The organism is Metabacillus endolithicus, assembly GCF_023078335.1.
Lineage (GTDB): Bacteria > Bacillota > Bacilli > Bacillales > Bacillaceae > Metabacillus > Metabacillus endolithicus.
On sequence record NZ_CP095550.1, the window covers coordinates 4,620,207 to 4,637,030 of the forward strand.

At 35.8% G+C, this 16,824-nt stretch carries 12 protein-coding genes and 6 pseudogenes; all 18 read left to right on the forward strand.

All coding sequences use genetic code 11. The features are described 5' to 3' along the window. The first annotated feature begins 112 nt into the window (after window positions 1-112). The 18 genes and pseudogenes from acpP to sucC all read left to right on the forward strand — a co-directional run bounded on the left by acpP (window position 113) and on the right by sucC (window position 16,816). Window positions 113-346 carry an acyl carrier protein gene (acpP, locus tag MVE64_RS23425; protein WP_026559383.1) on the forward strand — a complete coding sequence of 78 codons (234 nt, stop codon included), beginning with the start codon at window positions 113-115 and terminating at the stop codon, window positions 344-346. 251 nt (window positions 347-597) lie between these two features. Continuing rightward, window positions 598-1,341 carry a ribonuclease III gene (gene rnc, locus MVE64_RS23430; RefSeq protein WP_121661381.1) on the forward strand — a complete coding sequence of 248 codons (744 nt, stop codon included), beginning with the start codon at window positions 598-600 and terminating at the stop codon, window positions 1,339-1,341. A gap of 242 nt (window positions 1,342-1,583) precedes the next feature. Beyond that, window positions 1,584-5,150: pseudogene (gene smc, locus MVE64_RS23435) on the forward strand (chromosome segregation protein SMC). Between the two features lie 19 nt (window positions 5,151-5,169). After that, window positions 5,170-6,169: pseudogene (gene ftsY, locus MVE64_RS23440) on the forward strand (signal recognition particle-docking protein FtsY). A gap of 199 nt (window positions 6,170-6,368) precedes the next feature. Beyond that, window positions 6,369-6,701 (forward strand): putative DNA-binding protein, encoded by a 333-nt coding sequence (locus tag MVE64_RS23445; RefSeq protein ID WP_098796268.1) that lies wholly within the window; start codon window positions 6,369-6,371, stop codon window positions 6,699-6,701. Between the two features lie 13 nt (window positions 6,702-6,714). After that, a pseudogene (gene ffh / locus MVE64_RS23450) lies at window positions 6,715-8,059 on the forward strand (signal recognition particle protein). Between the two features lie 155 nt (window positions 8,060-8,214). Next, complete coding sequence (rpsP, locus tag MVE64_RS23455) at window positions 8,215-8,487, forward strand: 30S ribosomal protein S16 (RefSeq protein WP_078434369.1); 273 nt, start codon at window positions 8,215-8,217, stop codon at window positions 8,485-8,487. A gap of 11 nt (window positions 8,488-8,498) precedes the next feature. Beyond that, on the forward strand, window positions 8,499-8,729 hold the full coding sequence (locus tag MVE64_RS23460) for a KH domain-containing protein (protein ID WP_247341654.1): 231 nt from the start codon (window positions 8,499-8,501) through the stop codon (window positions 8,727-8,729). Between the two features lie 114 nt (window positions 8,730-8,843). Then, window positions 8,844-9,224 (forward strand): YlqD family protein, encoded by a 381-nt coding sequence (locus tag MVE64_RS23465; RefSeq protein ID WP_098796270.1) that lies wholly within the window; start codon window positions 8,844-8,846, stop codon window positions 9,222-9,224. 8 nt (window positions 9,225-9,232) lie between these two features. Continuing rightward, on the forward strand, window positions 9,233-9,754 hold the full coding sequence (rimM, locus tag MVE64_RS23470) for a ribosome maturation factor RimM (RefSeq protein ID WP_247341657.1): 522 nt from the start codon (window positions 9,233-9,235) through the stop codon (window positions 9,752-9,754). Next, on the forward strand, window positions 9,754-10,488 hold the full coding sequence (gene trmD, locus MVE64_RS23475; RefSeq protein WP_247341660.1) for a tRNA (guanosine(37)-N1)-methyltransferase TrmD: 735 nt from the start codon (window positions 9,754-9,756) through the stop codon (window positions 10,486-10,488). Before rimM ends, trmD begins: the two co-directional genes overlap by 1 nt. A 157-nt stretch (window positions 10,489-10,645) precedes the next feature. Continuing rightward, window positions 10,646-10,990 carry a 50S ribosomal protein L19 gene (gene rplS, locus MVE64_RS23480; protein WP_072580071.1) on the forward strand — a complete coding sequence of 115 codons (345 nt, stop codon included), beginning with the start codon at window positions 10,646-10,648 and terminating at the stop codon, window positions 10,988-10,990. A 199-nt stretch (window positions 10,991-11,189) separates the two neighbouring features. Then, window positions 11,190-11,740 (forward strand): annotated as a pseudogene (lepB, locus tag MVE64_RS23485) (signal peptidase I). Window positions 11,741-11,760: 20 nt separating this feature from the next. Continuing rightward, window positions 11,761-12,622, forward strand: a pseudogene (gene ylqF, locus MVE64_RS23490) (ribosome biogenesis GTPase YlqF). Between the two features lie 133 nt (window positions 12,623-12,755). Beyond that, window positions 12,756-13,529, forward strand: a complete 774-nt coding sequence (locus MVE64_RS23495) for a ribonuclease HII (protein ID WP_281730413.1) — start codon at window positions 12,756-12,758, stop codon at window positions 13,527-13,529. 59 nt (window positions 13,530-13,588) lie between these two features. Beyond that, complete coding sequence (locus tag MVE64_RS23500; protein ID WP_247341663.1) at window positions 13,589-15,124, forward strand: hypothetical protein; 1,536 nt, start codon at window positions 13,589-13,591, stop codon at window positions 15,122-15,124. Next, window positions 15,121-15,397: pseudogene (locus MVE64_RS23505) on the forward strand (EscU/YscU/HrcU family type III secretion system export apparatus switch protein). Before MVE64_RS23500 ends, MVE64_RS23505 begins: the two are co-directional and overlap by 4 nt. Before the next feature lie 258 nt (window positions 15,398-15,655). Then, the gene (gene sucC / locus MVE64_RS23510; RefSeq protein WP_247341665.1) at window positions 15,656-16,816 is read left to right on the forward strand and encodes an ADP-forming succinate--CoA ligase subunit beta; all 1,161 of its coding nucleotides are present in this window, start codon (window positions 15,656-15,658) and stop codon (window positions 16,814-16,816) included. Window positions 16,817-16,824 lie beyond the last annotated feature (8 nt).

The window sequence follows — 16,824 nt, forward strand, 5'->3', positions numbered from 1 at the left end:
CATATAGATGTAGAATCTATGTTTAGGGAGCTAAAATTATTGAAAATACTAGAGAGAAGCCTAGTTTTTCAATTAAAAATCATCTATAATACTTGAGGGGAGGTGAACGAAAATGGCAGATGTATTAGAACGTGTAACAAAGATCATCGTTGACCGCTTAGGCGTTGATGAAGCTGAGGTAAAATTAGAGTCTTCTTTTAAAGATGATCTTGGAGCAGATTCCCTTGATGTAGTTGAGCTTGTTATGGAACTTGAAGATGAGTTCGATATGGAAATTTCTGATGAAGATGCAGAAAAAATCGGTACAGTGGGTGACGCTGTTAACTACATAAATAGCCAACAGTAATGTTGATGATAAGTCCCGTATTTATTACGGGGCTTTCCCCCTTTTATTAGATATTTTTTAATAGTAAAATGTTAAAAGCAAGCCCCAAAACCTTTTTGCCCAGGTACGAAGCTCTCGTTACAAAACTTGAGTACGATTAACAGGTCATAAGCCACTTCATAATTCAAGGGAATAATGTCACCTTCAATTATGAAGTGTCTTATATAAGGATCAAGGCGTCGCTGCAGCTATAAAATTGGAGGTGCCTGATGATGGCAAGACATATAAATTATAAAGAAAGAAGATCTTTTGCTAAAAAAGCAGAGGAATTCAAAAAATTCCAGGAGCGTATTGGTCACACGTTTACCAATGAAAAACTTTTATACCAAGCATTTACTCATTCTTCTTATGTAAATGAACATCGTAAAAAGCCATATGAAGACAATGAAAGACTTGAGTTTTTAGGTGATGCTGTTTTAGAATTGACCATTTCTCAATATCTTTATAAAAAATATCCAATGATGAGTGAAGGAGAATTAACAAAACTGCGTGCCGCTATTGTTTGTGAACCTTCCCTGGTATCATTCGCGAATACACTTGCATTTGGTAGCTTAGTTCTACTTGGAAAAGGAGAAGAAATGACGGGTGGACGAGCTCGCCCTGCATTGCTTGCAGATGTTTTTGAAGCATTCATTGGTGCACTTTACTTAGATCAAGGTCTTGAATCTGTTGTTCAATTTTTAGATAAATTTGTTATCCCAAAAGTTGACGAAGGTGCCTTTTCTCATGTTATGGACTTTAAGAGTCAGCTTCAGGAGCTTGTTCAGCGTGATACTAAAGGGACACTTGAATATAAAATTCTCCAGGAAAAAGGACCAGCTCATAACCGAGAGTTTGTATCCACTGTATCTTTAAATGGTGAGGTTTTTGGCACAGGAAGTGGAAAGTCAAAAAAAGAAGCTGAGCAACATGCTGCACAAGAAGCACTTTCAAAGCTTCAACAAATAAATAAATAAGATGCTATGAAGGGCAGACTCATATGACGTATTGATGAGATGTCCTTTTTTTAAGGTTTTTACATGCTAACATTGATATTTTGCAATGATTGATACTATTTATATGAAGTCAAAATATCCAAATGTATGAACCGAGCTTCGACATATTGTGATAAAATATGAAGGAGTTTCTCATAGAATAGACCTATTAATAACATTTTCGAAACAAAATAACATAAAAGAAAATAGTAAGGAGGATCACAATGTTCCTCAAACGATTGGATATTGTAGGATTCAAGTCCTTTGCTGAACGAGTAACTGTTGATTTTGTAAAAGGTGTTACGGCAGTAGTTGGACCTAATGGTAGTGGTAAAAGTAATATAACAGATGGAATAAGATGGGTATTAGGTGAACAATCAGCTAAGTCTCTTCGCGGAGCCAAAATGGAAGATATTATTTTTGCTGGAAGTGACTCTAGAAGAGGAAATTTGAATGTAGCGGAGGTAACCCTTACTTTAGATAATGATGATTCTTTCCTCCCAATTGATTATCACGAGGTTAGTGTAACACGTCGTGTATATCGTTCAGGGGAAAGTGAATTTTTTATTAATAAACAAAGTTGCCGCCTAAAAGATATTGTTGATTTATTTATGGATTCTGGTTTAGGGAAAGAAGCTTTTTCCATAATAAGTCAAGGAAAAGTAGAAGAAATTCTCAGCAGTAAATCTGAAGAACGCAGAACCATTTTTGAAGAGGCTGCCGGTGTTTTAAAATATAAATCGCGTAAAAAGAAAGCGGAATATAAATTAGCTGAAACCCAAGAAAATTTAAACCGTGTTCAAGATATCCTTCATGAATTAGAAGGACAGGTTGAACCTCTAAAAATACAGGCTTCAATCGCTAAAGATTATTTAGAGAAAAAAGAAGAATTAGAGAAAATTGAAGTAGCGCTTACTGTTTTCGAAGTAGAAGAGCTGCACGGGAAATACGAAGCTCTTTCAAAATCTGTAGAAGAGGGAAAAGACCGTGAATTAAAGCTTGCTGCAACAATGCAAAAACGTGAAGCTGATGTTGAACGCATGAAAGAGCATCTTAGTGCTTTGGATGATTCAATTGATGATCTACAACAAGTTCTCTTATTAACGAGTGAAGAACTGGAAAAGCTAGAAGGTAGAAAAGAAGTCTTAAAAGAGCGAAAGAAAAATGCACATCAAAATAAAGCTCAGCTTGAAAGGACAATTGAGGAACTAACGGTTAAAATTTCTCAGTTAAGTCATGAAAAGCAAGAACAAGAGAATTTATTAACTTCGTATACAAATGAACTAGAAAAAATTAAAAGTGAACTGTCAGAAAAGCAAAAGCTTGCCTCCACTTATGATCAAAACCTTGATGAATCTATTGAAGAATTAAAAAGTGAGTATTTTGACCTGCTAAATGAGCAAGCTTCATCACGTAACGAGATAAATTACTTAGAAGAGCAGCTTTCACAGCAAGAAAGAAAAAATACAAGACTGCTAGATTCTAATCAAAGATACGTGACTGAGCGTCAAGAAATCTTAGAAAAGAAAATGAAGATTGAAGCAAATTATTCACTAATTGAAAAGCAATTATCAGATCAGATTAAAAGCTTTCGTGATACAACTGCGAAATTGGAAAACCTGAAGAATTCATATCAGAAAAAGGAGACAGCTCTTTATCAGGCTTATCAATTATTACAACAAACACGTTCACGAAAAGAAGTTCTTGAATCAATGCAGGAAGACTATGCAGGCTTTTTCCAAGGAGTAAAAGAAATTCTAAAAGCGAAAGATGAGCTTGGAGGAATTCACGGTGCTGTTGCTGAATTAATTACAACAGATAAGGAATATGAAACAGCGATTGAAATTGCCTTAAGTAGTTCTATGCAACATGTCGTTGTTCAAGATGAATCTGCAGCTAGAAAAGCTATACAATTTTTAAAGCAACATTCATTTGGACGAGCTACATTTTTGCCTCTATCAGTAATAAAGGAGCGTTCTATTAACCATCATGATTTAGCGTTGATTGAAAACCATCCTGCATTTGTTGGGCTTTGCGAAAAATCTTGTTAAGTATCAAGGTCAATTTCAATCAATTATTGGGAATTTATTAGGTACTGTCATTGTTACCTCAGACTTAAAGGGAGCAAATGATATTGCTAAGTTAATGAATTATCGCTATCGATTAGTTACCCTTCAAGGTGATGTTGTGAATCCTGGTGGCTCGATGACAGGTGGTGCGGTAAAACAAAAGAACAATTCTTTACTGAGTCGACAACGTGAACTAGAACAAATTGTAGAAAAGTTATCTGTAATGGAGCAGAAGACTGAGGAGCTTGAAAAAGATGTTAAATCCTCAAAAGAATCAATTCAACAGCATGAAAAAACGCTAGAGGAGCTTCGTTCTAAAGGTGAAAACCTTCGATTAGAAGAGCAAAAAATCCGTGGTAACATACGAGAGATAGAATTGAATGAAAAAAATGTAAATGATCATTTGAAATTATATGATTCTGAGCGAGAAGCCTTTGAGTCTGAGAAAACAAGAATGATCGGTCGAAAAGATGAACTTCAGGTGAAATTAAAAGAGATTTCAACAAGTTTGGAAAAACTCGATAAAGAAATCGAAGAATTGTCTGTAAAGAAGACAACACAACAAACGTCTAAAGATGAACTGCAGAATCAACTTATTGAATTAAAGGTAGTACATGCAAGTAAGCAGCAAGTGTATGAAAATCAAAAAGAAAAAGTTGAACGTATAAAATTAGACTTACAAGAATCTCAACAAAAGCATAAAGATGCATCTGAAGATTATTCACTTCTTTCAAATGAGATGAGTTCAAGTTCTTCAGGTGAGGAAAAACTAGATGAAGCTGCTAATAAGAAGCTACAAGACAAAAACAAAACAGTTGAATTAATAGCCAGCAGACGTGAAGAGCGTCTTCAGTTACAAGAAAAGCTTGAACATGAAGAGCGGGAGTTAAAAGAATTAAAACGTCAGGATAAACAGCTTCAAGATATTTTAAAAGATGAGGAAGTAAAGTTAAATCGATTAGATGTTGAACTTGATAATCGATTAAATCATCTTAGAGAAGAATATTTCTTAACATTTGAAGGGGCTAAAGAAAAATATAGTCTTGAAATAGAAGTTGATGAAGCGAGAAAACGTGTGAAGTTAATTAAACTTGCAATTGATGAACTTGGAACGGTAAACTTAGGAGCGATTGATGAATATGAACGTGTTTCTGAGAGATTTACGTTTCTAACAGAACAACGCGATGATTTATTAGAAGCAAAAGATACGCTATATCAAGTGATTGATGAGATGGATATCGAAATGAAAAGAAGGTTCGAACAAACATTTAATGCTATTCGTTCTCATTTCGAATCTGTTTTTCAGGCATTATTTGGTGGAGGACGTTTGAGTTGAAACTAACTGACCCTAATGACCTTTTAAATACTGGTGTTGATATTGTGGCTCAGCCTCCGGGGAAAAAACTTCAAAACCTTGGCTTGCTTTCTGGTGGTGAACGTGCCTTAACAGCTATTGCCTTACTGTTTTCTATTTTAAAGGTACGACCGGTTCCTTTTTGTGTACTAGATGAAGTGGAAGCGGCACTTGATGAAGCGAATGTACACCGATTTGCACAGTATTTAAAAAAATTCAGTCATGAAACACAATTTATTGTGATCACGCATCGGAAAGGTACCATGGAAGAGGCTGATGTATTATATGGTGTAACAATGCAGGAATCAGGTGTTTCTAAGCTTGTATCTGTTAGACTTGAAGAAACAAAGGAATTAGTGCAATCTTAGTGGAAAGGAAACGACAAAGATGAGCTTTTTTAAAAAATTAAAAGAAAAAATTACTCAACAAACAGATTCTGTTACTGAAAAATTCAAAGAGGGCTTTAACAAAGACAAGAGATTCTTTTGCTGGTAAAATGAATGATCTTGTAGCTAGATATCGTAAAGTGGATGAAGAGTTTTTCGAAGAGCTTGAAGAATTACTCATTAGTGCCGATGTTGGTGTTGCCACTGTTATGGATTTAATTGATGAATTAAAGATGGAAGTAAAACGTCAAAATATCCAAGATACGAAAGAAGTTCAAGCTGTTATTTCTGAAAAGCTTGTTGAAATATATGAAGGCAGCGATAATGATGAGTCGCTCAATAAATTGGAATTACAAGCTGGAAGATTAAATGTTGTTTTATTTGTAGGTGTAAATGGAGTAGGGAAAACTACGACTATTGGCAAGCTAGCACATAAACTAAAAAGCGAAGGAAATTCTGTTTTATTGGCTGCTGGTGATACTTTTAGAGCAGGAGCTATTGAGCAGCTAGAAGTGTGGGGAGAGCGAGTAGGTGTTGATGTTATTAAACAATCGGAAGGTTCTGACCCTGCTGCGGTTATGTATGATGCTGTTCAGGCAGCTAAGGCACGTAATGTCGATGTTTTACTCTGTGATACAGCTGGAAGACTACAAAATAAAGTTAATCTGATGAAAGAGCTTGAGAAGGTTAAGCGTGTAATCGAACGTGAAATACCTGGAGCTCCTCATGAAGTATTGCTTGTACTAGACGCAACAACAGGTCAAAATGCTATGACACAAGCAAAACAATTTTCTCAAGCTACAGATGTATCGGGAATAGTTCTTACAAAGTTAGACGGTACTGCAAAAGGTGGTATTGTGTTAGCGATTAAAGGAGAGCTTGATATCCCTGTAAAGTTTGTTGGTTTGGGAGAAAAAATGGATGATTTACAAGAGTTTAACACAGAACAATATGTTTATGGTCTTTTCTCAGGAATAATTGAAGCACAAGAAGAAGAGTAAATAATCATTATTAAAGCTATCAATTTCATTTATTGAGATTGTTAGCTTTTTTGTTTTATTCAAGACAAAACGTGAGTAAGAATGTACTTATACATCGTCGGTAGCACAACTTTCATATACAATTACTTGACAAGAAAAAGCTTCCTATGTAGACTAATAAGTTGTAAAGGTAATTCACTTAACAAAGGGGTGAATCGGCATGATGCTTGAAAAAACGACGAGACTTACGTATTTATTTGATTTCTATCAATCGTTGTTAACACCTAAGCAGAAAAGCTATATGTCGTTATACTATTTAGATGATTTCTCCCTTGGTGAAATTGCGGAAGAGTACGATGTGAGTAGACAAGCTGTTTACGATAACATTAAACGAACTGAAGCAATGCTGGAGCAATATGAAGAGAAGCTATTATTATTTCAAAAATTTCAAGAGAGACAAAAGTTAATGACAAAACTACGTGAATTTTCTCCTAACATTGAGAACAAAGCTATGTTTGATTCATTACTAAATGAACTTGAGAAATTAGATTAGGAGGCGGCATATTATGGCATTTGAAGGATTAGCCGACCGACTGCAGAATACGATGGCCAAAATTCGCGGCAAAGGGAAAGTATCTGAAGCAGATGTAAAAGAAATGATGCGTGAAGTACGCCTTGCTCTTTTAGAAGCGGATGTTAACTTCAAAGTCGTGAAGGACTTTATTAAGCGCGTAAGTGAGCGCGCTGTTGGTCAAGAAGTTATGAAAAGCTTAACTCCAGGCCAACAGGTCATTAAAGTAGTTAAAGACGAGCTGACTGAACTGATGGGTGGAGAGCAGAGTAAAATAGCTGTGTCTAACCGCCCGCCAACGGTTATTATGATGGTTGGTTTACAGGGTGCTGGTAAAACAACAACTACCGGTAAACTCGCAAATTTATTAAGAAAAAAGCATAACCGTAAGCCGTTACTTGTTGCTGCTGATATTTACCGTCCTGCGGCGATCAAGCAGTTAGAGACATTAGGTAAACAATTGGATATGCCTGTTTTCTCATTAGGTGATCAAGTTAGTCCAGTTGAAATTGCGACAAAGGCTTTAGCCCACGCAAAAGAAGAACATCATGATTACGTTATTATTGATACTGCAGGTCGTCTTCATATTGATGAAAATCTTATGGAAGAGCTTGAGCAGGTAAAAGAAATTGCGAAACCAGATGAAATTTTTCTTGTTGTTGATGCGATGACGGGTCAAGATGCGGTGAATGTTGCCAAGAGCTTTAATGAGCAGCTTGGGTTAACAGGTGTTGTTTTAACGAAACTTGACGGTGATACTCGTGGTGGAGCGGCACTTTCTATTCGGTCTGTTACTAATACACCTATTAAGTTTGTTGGGTTAGGTGAGAAGCTTGATGCTCTTGAGGCGTTTCATCCAGAACGGATGGCTTCAAGAATTTTAGGTATGGGTGATGTTTTAACACTTATTGAGAAGGCTCAAACAAATGTAGATGCTGAAAAAGCAAAAGAGTTAGAACAAAAAATGCGTACAGCATCCTTCACATTTGATGATTTCCTTGAACAGCTTGGTCAGGTGCGCAATATGGGACCATTAGAGGATCTAATTGGCATGTTGCCAGGGGCTAACAAGGTGAAGGGTACTTGAAAACCTTCAAGTTGACGAAAAGCAAATCAGTCATGTAGAAGCAATTATTAAGTCCATGACAAAAGCTGAAAAGATCAACCCTGAAATTATGAATGCTTCTCGAAAAAAGAGAATTGCAGTTGGTAGTGGTACATCCGTACAAGAGGTGAACCGACTATTAAAGCAATTTGAAGATATGAAAAAAATGATGAAGCAAATGACAAATATGTCAAAAGGAAAGAAAAAAGGCGGAATGAAGTTTCCGTTCATGTAATTCTATGATTTTAAGTCTCGTTTTTTAGAAAATATCATAGCAAAAAATAAGTTTTTTAAGGAAATTTTCTTCTGACAAGAAAAAAACCTTTACATCATATCACTTATTTGATAATATACTATCTTGTTGAAACATTTTCGGAGGTGCTTTATAAAATGGCAGTTAAAATTCGTTTAAAACGTATGGGAGCAAAAAAATCTCCTTTTTATCGTATTGTAGTAGCAGATTCTCGTTCACCACGTGATGGACGTTTCATTGAAGTTGTTGGGACATACAATCCAGTTGCTCAACCAGCAGAAGTGAAAATCAATGAAGAGTTAGCATTAAAATGGATGTCAAACGGTGCTAAACCTTCTGACACAGTTCGTAACTTGTTCTCTAACGAAGGCATTATGGAAAAATTCCATAACGCAAAAAATAGCAAGTAATGACTGTTAAGATGAAAGAGTTAATCGAAGCAATTGTTAAACCGCTTGTTGATTCTCCCGATTCTGTTGAGATAACTGAATTTGAACAGGAGCATCAAATAACTTATCGCCTTTCTGTTCATAAAGAAGATGTCGGCAAAGTCATTGGGAAACAAGGTCGTATAGCAAAAGCGATTCGAACTGTTGTGTATGCAGCAGGATCTAATTCATCTAAAAGAATCCAACTAGAAATTAATGACTAAAAAAGGGTGAGGAGGTTCCTCCCCTTTTTTTGTACGTAAAAAAAATAGTAATAAATCAAATTAGAAGATGAATGGTTTTTCAAAGTATTATGCTTGTAAATGGGAGGAACAATAATGAAGATACTCCACCAGGTTACAGTGAAGCAAATGATAACCGAAACAAGTAAGGAATTATTGATAAAACAATTTACACAGCGCAAAAAAAGCCTGAAACAGGAAATGGATCAATTATATTTTGAATATAAAAAACTAGAGAAAACGAGTAAACAGCTTGCTGGACCGTTCTTAAAAGAAATTGATAAAAGGCGGGAAAAGATTAAGCTAGTAGATTTTCAACTAGAACAAGTACATACATTACCAATTGGAAGCGAAATTAAAGATAAAGAAGTAGAAGCAATTGTCGAAGTAAATGTAGGGGACAATTGGGAAGAATTAATGAAAGAAAAAACGATTATCATTAGAGATGGAATCGTAGATCAAATACGCCTGAGGTGATTAATAATATGACAGAAAAATGGTTTAATGTAGGGAAAATCGTAAATACACATGGAATTAGAGGAGAAGTTCGTGTTATTTCAAAAACAGACTTTGCTGAAGAAAGATATGTGCCAGGTAACACTCTTTATATATTTAAAGAAGGTTCCGATCAGCCTATTGAAGTAGTTGTTGATAGCCATCGTGTTCACAAGAATTTTGATCTATTAACGTTTGAAGGAATGCCTTCAATTCAGGATGTTGAACAATTCAAAGGCTCACTGCTTAAAGTGACAGAATCACAACTTTCTGAATTGGAAGAGGGTGAGTATTACTTCCACGAAATAATCGGTTGTAAAATGTTTACCGATGAAGGTGAAGAAATCGGGACAATTAGAGAAATATTAGCAACTGGTGCAAATGATGTATGGGTAGTACAAAGAAAGATAGGAAAAGACCTCCTAGTTCCTTATATTGAAGACATTGTTAAAGAGATTGATATCGAAGAGAAAAAAATTGTTATTACACCTATGGAAGGGTTACTAGACTAATGAAGATCGATTTTTTAACACTTTTCCCAGAGATGTTTCAGGGGGTCTTGAATGAATCTATCCTAAAGAAGGCACAGGAAAAGGAAGCTGTTCAGTTTAACGTGATTAACTTCAGACAATATTCCTCCAATAAGCATCAAAATGTCGATGACTATCCCTATGGTGGAGGCGCTGGAATGGTGTTAACTCCACAACCCATCTTTGATGCTGTAGAAGATATTCGTAGTAAAGGGGATACTGAACCGAAGGTGATCTTGGTGTGCCCTCAGGGAGAACGTTTTACCCAGTCAAAAGCAGAACAATTAGCAAAAGAAGAACATCTTCTTTTTATCTGTGGTCATTATGAGGGGTATGATGAACGTATTAGGGAACATCTTGTAACAGAAGAGATCTCAATTGGGGATTTTGTTTTAACAGGTGGAGAACTCGCGTCAATGGTCATAACAGACAGTGTTGTAAGGCTTTTACCAGGAGTCCTAGGGAACGAAGATTCACCTGTACTAGACTCATACAGCTCAGGCTTACTAGAACATCCTCATTACACCCGTCCAGCAGATTTCAGAGGGTTACAGGTACCTGAAGTTCTTCTATCGGGGAACCATAAATTAATTGCAGAGTGGCGTGAAGAACAATCACTCCGAAGAACGTTTGAGAGACGTCCGGACCTACTAAAATCATATCCTTTAACTGACAAGCAAAAAACCTTGATAAAAAAATGGGAAAATGAGAACTAGCTATTGCAGCCTAACAGTCTATATGTTATGATAAATCTCGTGACTTGCAGATGAAAAGTTTTTATTTAAACTATTTTCCTTTATGCAGTCTTTTATAACGATGTTCCGCTGCAATAAAAGTATTGGAATGAGCATCTGTTGGAAGGAGTTGAAAACGATGCAAAAATTAATTGAAGAAATCACAAAAGAACAATTAAAAACTGATCTACCTGCATTCCGTCCTGGTGATACTGTACGTGTACACGTAAGTATTGTTGAGGGTACTCGTGAGCGTATTCAGGTATTTGAAGGTGTTGTGATTAAGCGTCGTGGTGGTGGAATCAGTGAAACATTTACAGTTCGTAAGATTTCTTACGGTGTAGGTGTTGAGCGTACTTTCCCTGTACACACACCAAAGATCGCGAAGCTAGAAGTAATTCGTCGCGGTAAAGTTCGCCGTGCTAAACTTTACTACCTACGTCAATTACGTGGTAAAGCTGCACGTATTAAAGAAATTCGATAAGATTGCTTAGTAGTCTACTAAGCCTCAAATATATGGGTCAGGTACACTGTCCGTATAGTTGAAAAGGAGCTTGTTACCTAACAAGCTCCTTTTTCAATAAAAAGGCAGGCTGTTTCATCACATGAATAGTAAACTCACCATACAAGTATAGTAATAAACAAATGATGGACATAATGATTGCTAGAAGCAGGTGAATTGAATGACCAAAAAGAAAAATGAACTTTTTGAATGGATAAAAGCATTGGCTATTGCCGTTCTTTTAGCAGCTATTATTAGGTATTTCTTGTTTGCTCCTATTGTATTGATGGGTTCTCAATGATGCCAACTTTACATACACAAGATCGAATGATTGTTAATAAATTATCATACAAAATTGGAGAACCTGAACGTTTTGATATTGTGGTCTTTCATGCAACTTTAGAAAAAGACTATATAAAACGAGTAATAGGTTTACCGGGTGATAAAGTAGAATACAAAAACGATACGTTATACATTAACGGAGAAGCGTATGAAGAACCCTATCTTAATGAATATAAAGACGATTTAATTGACGGCCCGCTAACAGAACCTTTTGACCTCGATGGCATTATTGGGCAGGATACTGTACCAGAAGGTCATTTATTTGTTATGGGGGATAACAGAAGGCAAAGCAAGGATAGCAGACATATAGGGACAATACCGATAGAAGAGGTCATGGGTAAGGCGAGCTTAGTTTATTGGCCAGTATCAGATATACGGTTTGCTGAGTAATTTAAAGAAGGTGTTATGTAATGACGATACAATGGTTTCCAGGACATATGGCAAAAGCGAGAAGACAGGTTACTGAAAAGATAAAACTTATTGACATTGTTTTTGAACTTGTAGATGCGAGAATTCCTATGTCTTCTAGAAATCCGATGATAGATGAAATTGTTTCATCCAAACCAAGAATAGTACTTTTGAACAAAGCTGACAAAGCTGATGATTCAATTACTAAGCAATGGATTGAATATTTTAAAGAACAAGATATACCCGCCATTGCTATAGACGCTCAATCTGGAACAGGATTAAAACAAATCACGGCATTGTCAAAAGTTCTTCTAAAAGAGAAATTTGATAAAATGGCTGCGAAGGGAATTAAACCTCGTGCCATACGTGCATTGATTATTGGTATCCCGAATGTTGGGAAATCCACTCTTATTAATAGACTCGCTAAAAGAAATATTACAAAAACAGGAGATCGTCCGGGGGTAACGACAGCACAACAATGGGTAAAGGTTGGAAATGAGCTAGAGCTTTTAGACACACCTGGTATCCTTTGGCCGAAGTTTGAAGATCAATTAGTCGGTCAAAAACTTGCAACAACAGGAGCAATCAAGGATACTATTTTAAATCTGCAAGAAGTCACTGTTTTTGCATTAAACTTTTTGAAAGAACATTATCCTAAAAGGTTGTTAGAGCGTTATAATCTTAATGAAATTCCTGAAGAAATAGTCCCGCTATTTGATGAGATCGGGAAAAAACGGGTACTGTATGGTATCCGGGGGTTATATTGATTACGATAAAACATCTGAATTAATTTTAAGGGAAATAAGAACAGATAAGTTAGGGAAATTATCTTTTGAAACTCCTGCTGATTTCCAAGATAAATAAAACATTTTTAATCTGACCCGCATTTAATTATGACGGGTCTTTATTAATTTGAATTACGGTCGATATAATGATAAAGAATAATTTTAGATATTTACATATATAAGACAAAACATGTGCATGAGGAGAACTAAAAATGCCATTAACAACAAAAGAAGTACAAAAAAAATTAGTGGAAATTACGGATATGCAAGATCCGTTTCTTAAAGAGTGTCAAGCTGATACAAGAAAAGGAGTACAGCAACTCGTTGAAAGATGGTTTAAAAACTACGAACACGAGAAATTGTTACAGAAGCAATATTATGAAATGCTTAGTTACGAAAGAGCAGCAAAACAGGAGGGTTTTGAGTTTATTGCTGGAATCGATGAAGTTGGCAGAGGACCTCTAGCAGGACCTGTAGTTGCTGCAGCTGTCATTTTAAAAGAAGATTGCTATATCCCCGGCTTAACGGACTCTAAAAAACTTTCTGAATCTATGAGAAATCACTACTATGATTTAATAAAGGAAAATGCGGAAGCGATAGGTATTGGCGTTATCTCACCAGATATAATTGATAAAGTTAATATATACGAAGCTACAAAATTAGCGATGAAAAAAGCAATTGATGAATTAGCTATTCAGCCAACTTATTTACTACTTGATGCGATGAAGTTAGATCTGCCAATTCAGCAGGAGTCTATTATTAAAGGAGATTCAAAAAGTGTCTCTATTGCTGCAAGTTCTGTAATTGCTAAGGTAACACGAGATAAAATGATGGTCGATCTTTCGAGTAAATATCCACAGTATGGATTTGAGCAACATATGGGATACGGGACAAAATTCCATCTAGATGCGCTAAAAGAGTTTGGGGTAACAGAACACCACCGTAGGAGTTTTGCGCCTGTAAAGGAGTTGTGCAACGTCCTATAAGACTATTAAAGTAGGATGTGGTAAAAAAAGAGGCATTTTTAGAAGGGAGGAAAAGGCTAATGGTTTATCCACTTGCAATAAAAAATCTTATTCAGACTACTGTTGAACAAATGACCATGCCCCAAAACCAATTAACATTAAAAGAAAATCAAGTCGTAGTTGGACATGTTCTGAAGCTCTTTCCTGACCAAAAAGCTCTTATTCAAGTTGGGCAATCTAAGCTTGTTGCACAGCTTGAGGCACCAATCAATGCCTTACAAAATTACTGGTTCCGTGTTAAAGGATCTAATCAACAAGGTATTGAGCTGAAGATTATTAAATCAGTGGAAACTGATAAACTATCAAAACATGACGCGTCTGCTAAGGACTTTCTTTCATTATTTCAGCAGAAACCAACAAAGGATAATATACTACTTTCAAATGCTTTGTTAAAGGAAAATATACCAGTTACAAAGGAGCAGCTGGTATCAGCAACTGAGATAGTAAAAAACACACCGAAAAGTTTGATTCCCCAAACAATTGATGCTATTAAATTTGCCCTCAAACAACACTATCAACTTTCGGAAAATGTTGTAAGTTCTCTAGTTCAAGCTAATTCTAAAATCCCTTTAGCTAAGCAAATGGATACACTTTTTCAGTCACTTCAACAAGTGGACCAGCCTAAAGACCAAGTCAACCAATTGCGTTCCATTTTGGCCAATGTTATACAAAAACCGGTTGAACAGACGGTGGAGAGACTCTTTCAACCGGAGTTTATCAAAACTCTTTCAAATGATGAACAAAAGGTCCTAAAGGGAATAAATCAAAACGATGCTCTTCAAATGAGCAGATTAAAACAAGTAGTAAAAGAAGTGTTTCAACATACTAGTACTCCTTTACAGTCTATTCAACCACAGGATCGTGCTGAAATAACTCAGTTCAGCCAAAATGAAATAGATATTATTCAAAAAATAGTTAACAAGATCCCTGTATTTTCATCAAAAGAAGATGTTCTTTCTCTTTTCTTTCATCATAGAAATGAACAATTTGAATGGCAAAAGCTTAATATGAATTTGGAATCTGGAAACGCGAGAGAATTCCAAATACTTAAAGAAACATTACTAGCTGCTAGCAAGGAGCTAGAAGGGTCTGTTATAAAGGAACAAGTGGATCAGCTTACAAACCGTTTAAACGGACAAACTCTGCTTCAGCAAGACACTGGGCCGACGACGCAATTTATTACACAAGTCCCGCTTTTTGCTCTAAATCAAACAGATTTAACTATTCAATGGAATGGGAAAAAACGTTCAGATGGAACAATCGATCCATCTTTTTGCCGAATTCTTTTTTACCTACAGCTTCCTAACCTGTCTGAAACAATGATTGATGTGCAAATTCAAAACAGAGTGATGACGATAACGCTTATTAATAATAATGAGCATTTAAAAGAACTTGTTTCATCTAGTAGTGAAGAGCTGAAAAAGGGCCTTCAGACTATGAATTATAAGGTGACTTCGGTTCAAGTAAAGCCATTTGAAGTAGAAAAGAAAATTAGTTCAAATTCAAATTTTTCTGGTGTTAATACTTCTTATACAGGAGTTGACTTTAAAATATGATAAAAAAGGAAGAACCAACAAAAGCAATTGCCTTAAAATATGATCAAAATAAAGAAAATGCACCTAAAGTCATTGCGAAAGGAAAAGGTCTGATTGCAAAAGAAATTCTTGAAACAGCAAAAGAACATCATGTACACGTACATGAGGACCCGGCACTTGTGGAACTCTCTAACAAAATTGGAAATTCATCAACAAATACCTGAAGAGCTTTATGAAGCTGTTGCAGAAATATTCGCTTTTGTTTATACGTTAGATAAAGAGCTATCAACATAAGAGATAGAATAATATAGTGACTACCCTTAAGAGTTTAGGCTGTTTATGTTTAATATATAGACTACCTACATTTCTTAGGGTTTTTAATGTTCAAAATGTATTTATTTTACTTTTAATTTTTAAAAATTTTATTGTAAAAAAATAAAAATTGACTTGAATTTTACTATTTTATGTGTAATTGTAGACAAGGTTCGAACTATTATATAAAATGAAAGCGCAGTCTAATTTTATATTGCAAATTGGTTAGGAGGATGGCTAATGAATATCCATGAGTACCAAGGGAAAGAACTCCTTCGCAAATACGGAGTATCTGTACCAAACGGACGAGTGGCTTTTTCTGTAGATGAAGCGGTAGAAGCTGCAAAAGAGCTTGGAACAGACGTAGTAGTGGTAAAAGCACAAATCCATGCAGGTGGACGCGGTAAAGCAGGCGGGGTAAAAGTTGCAAAAAACCTTGACGAAGCACGTACATATGCAGAAGAAATTCTTGGGAAAACACTTGTAACTCACCAAACAGGTCCAGAAGGTAAGGAAGTTAAACGTCTTCTAATTGAAGAAGGTTGTGACATTAAAAAAGAATACTACGTTGGTTTAGTACTAGATCGTGCTACATCTCGAGTAGTTTTAATGGCTTCTGAAGAAGGTGGAACTGAAATTGAAGAAGTAGCGGAAAAAACGCCAGAAAAAATCTTCAAAGAAGTGATTGATCCTGCGGTTGGACTTCAAGGCTATCAAGCTAGAAGAATTGCATTCAACATTAATATTCCTAAAGAGTTAGTTGGTAAAGCAGTTAAATTTATGATGGGATTATATCAAGCATTTGTTGAAAAGGATTGCTCAATTGCAGAAATCAATCCATTAGTTATCACTGGTGATGGCAACGTAATGGCTCTTGACGCAAAATTAAACTTTGATTCAAATGCATTATATCGCCATAAAGATATTGTAGAATATCGTGATTTAGAAGAAGAAGATCCAAAAGAAATCGAAGCATCTAAATATGATTTAAGTTATATCTCATTAGACGGTAACATCGGCTGTATGGTAAATGGCGCTGGTCTTGCAATGTCAACAATGGATATTATTAAGTATTATGGCGGCGAACCTGCAAACTTCCTTGATGTTGGGGGCGGTGCAACTGCAGAAAAAGTTACAGAAGCATTCAAAATTATTCTTTCTGATAAAAATGTTAAAGGAATTTTCGTTAATATCTTCGGTGGAATCATGAAATGTGATGTTATCGCAGAGGGTGTAGTTGAAGCTACGAAACAAGTTGGCTTAGAGATTCCTTTAGTTGTACGTCTTGAAGGTACAAATGTTGATTTAGGTAAGAAAATTTTAAATGAATCTGGATTAAATATTACTTCTGCAGAGTCTATGGCTGACGGCGCACAAAAAATAGTTTCATTAGTGAAGTAAGAAAGGCA

Bases quoted from the DNA above. Each gene is read 5' to 3' on its own strand.
- acpP (WP_026559383.1), top strand. From the start codon at position 113: ATGGCAGATGTATTAGAACGTGTAACAAAGATCATCGTTGACCGCTTA.
- rnc (WP_121661381.1), top strand. From the start codon at position 598: ATGGCAAGACATATAAATTATAAAGAAAGAAGATCTTTTGCTAAAAAA.
- MVE64_RS23445 (WP_098796268.1), top strand. From the start codon at position 6,369: ATGATGCTTGAAAAAACGACGAGACTTACGTATTTATTTGATTTCTAT.
- rpsP (WP_078434369.1), top strand. From the start codon at position 8,215: ATGGCAGTTAAAATTCGTTTAAAACGTATGGGAGCAAAAAAATCTCCT.
- MVE64_RS23460 (WP_247341654.1), top strand. From the start codon at position 8,499: ATGAAAGAGTTAATCGAAGCAATTGTTAAACCGCTTGTTGATTCTCCC.
- MVE64_RS23465 (WP_098796270.1), top strand. From the start codon at position 8,844: ATGAAGATACTCCACCAGGTTACAGTGAAGCAAATGATAACCGAAACA.
- rimM (WP_247341657.1), top strand. From the start codon at position 9,233: ATGACAGAAAAATGGTTTAATGTAGGGAAAATCGTAAATACACATGGA.
- trmD (WP_247341660.1), top strand. From the start codon at position 9,754: ATGAAGATCGATTTTTTAACACTTTTCCCAGAGATGTTTCAGGGGGTC.
- rplS (WP_072580071.1), top strand. From the start codon at position 10,646: ATGCAAAAATTAATTGAAGAAATCACAAAAGAACAATTAAAAACTGAT.
- MVE64_RS23495 (WP_281730413.1), top strand. From the start codon at position 12,756: ATGCCATTAACAACAAAAGAAGTACAAAAAAAATTAGTGGAAATTACG.
- MVE64_RS23500 (WP_247341663.1), top strand. From the start codon at position 13,589: ATGGTTTATCCACTTGCAATAAAAAATCTTATTCAGACTACTGTTGAA.
- sucC (WP_247341665.1), top strand. From the start codon at position 15,656: ATGAATATCCATGAGTACCAAGGGAAAGAACTCCTTCGCAAATACGGA.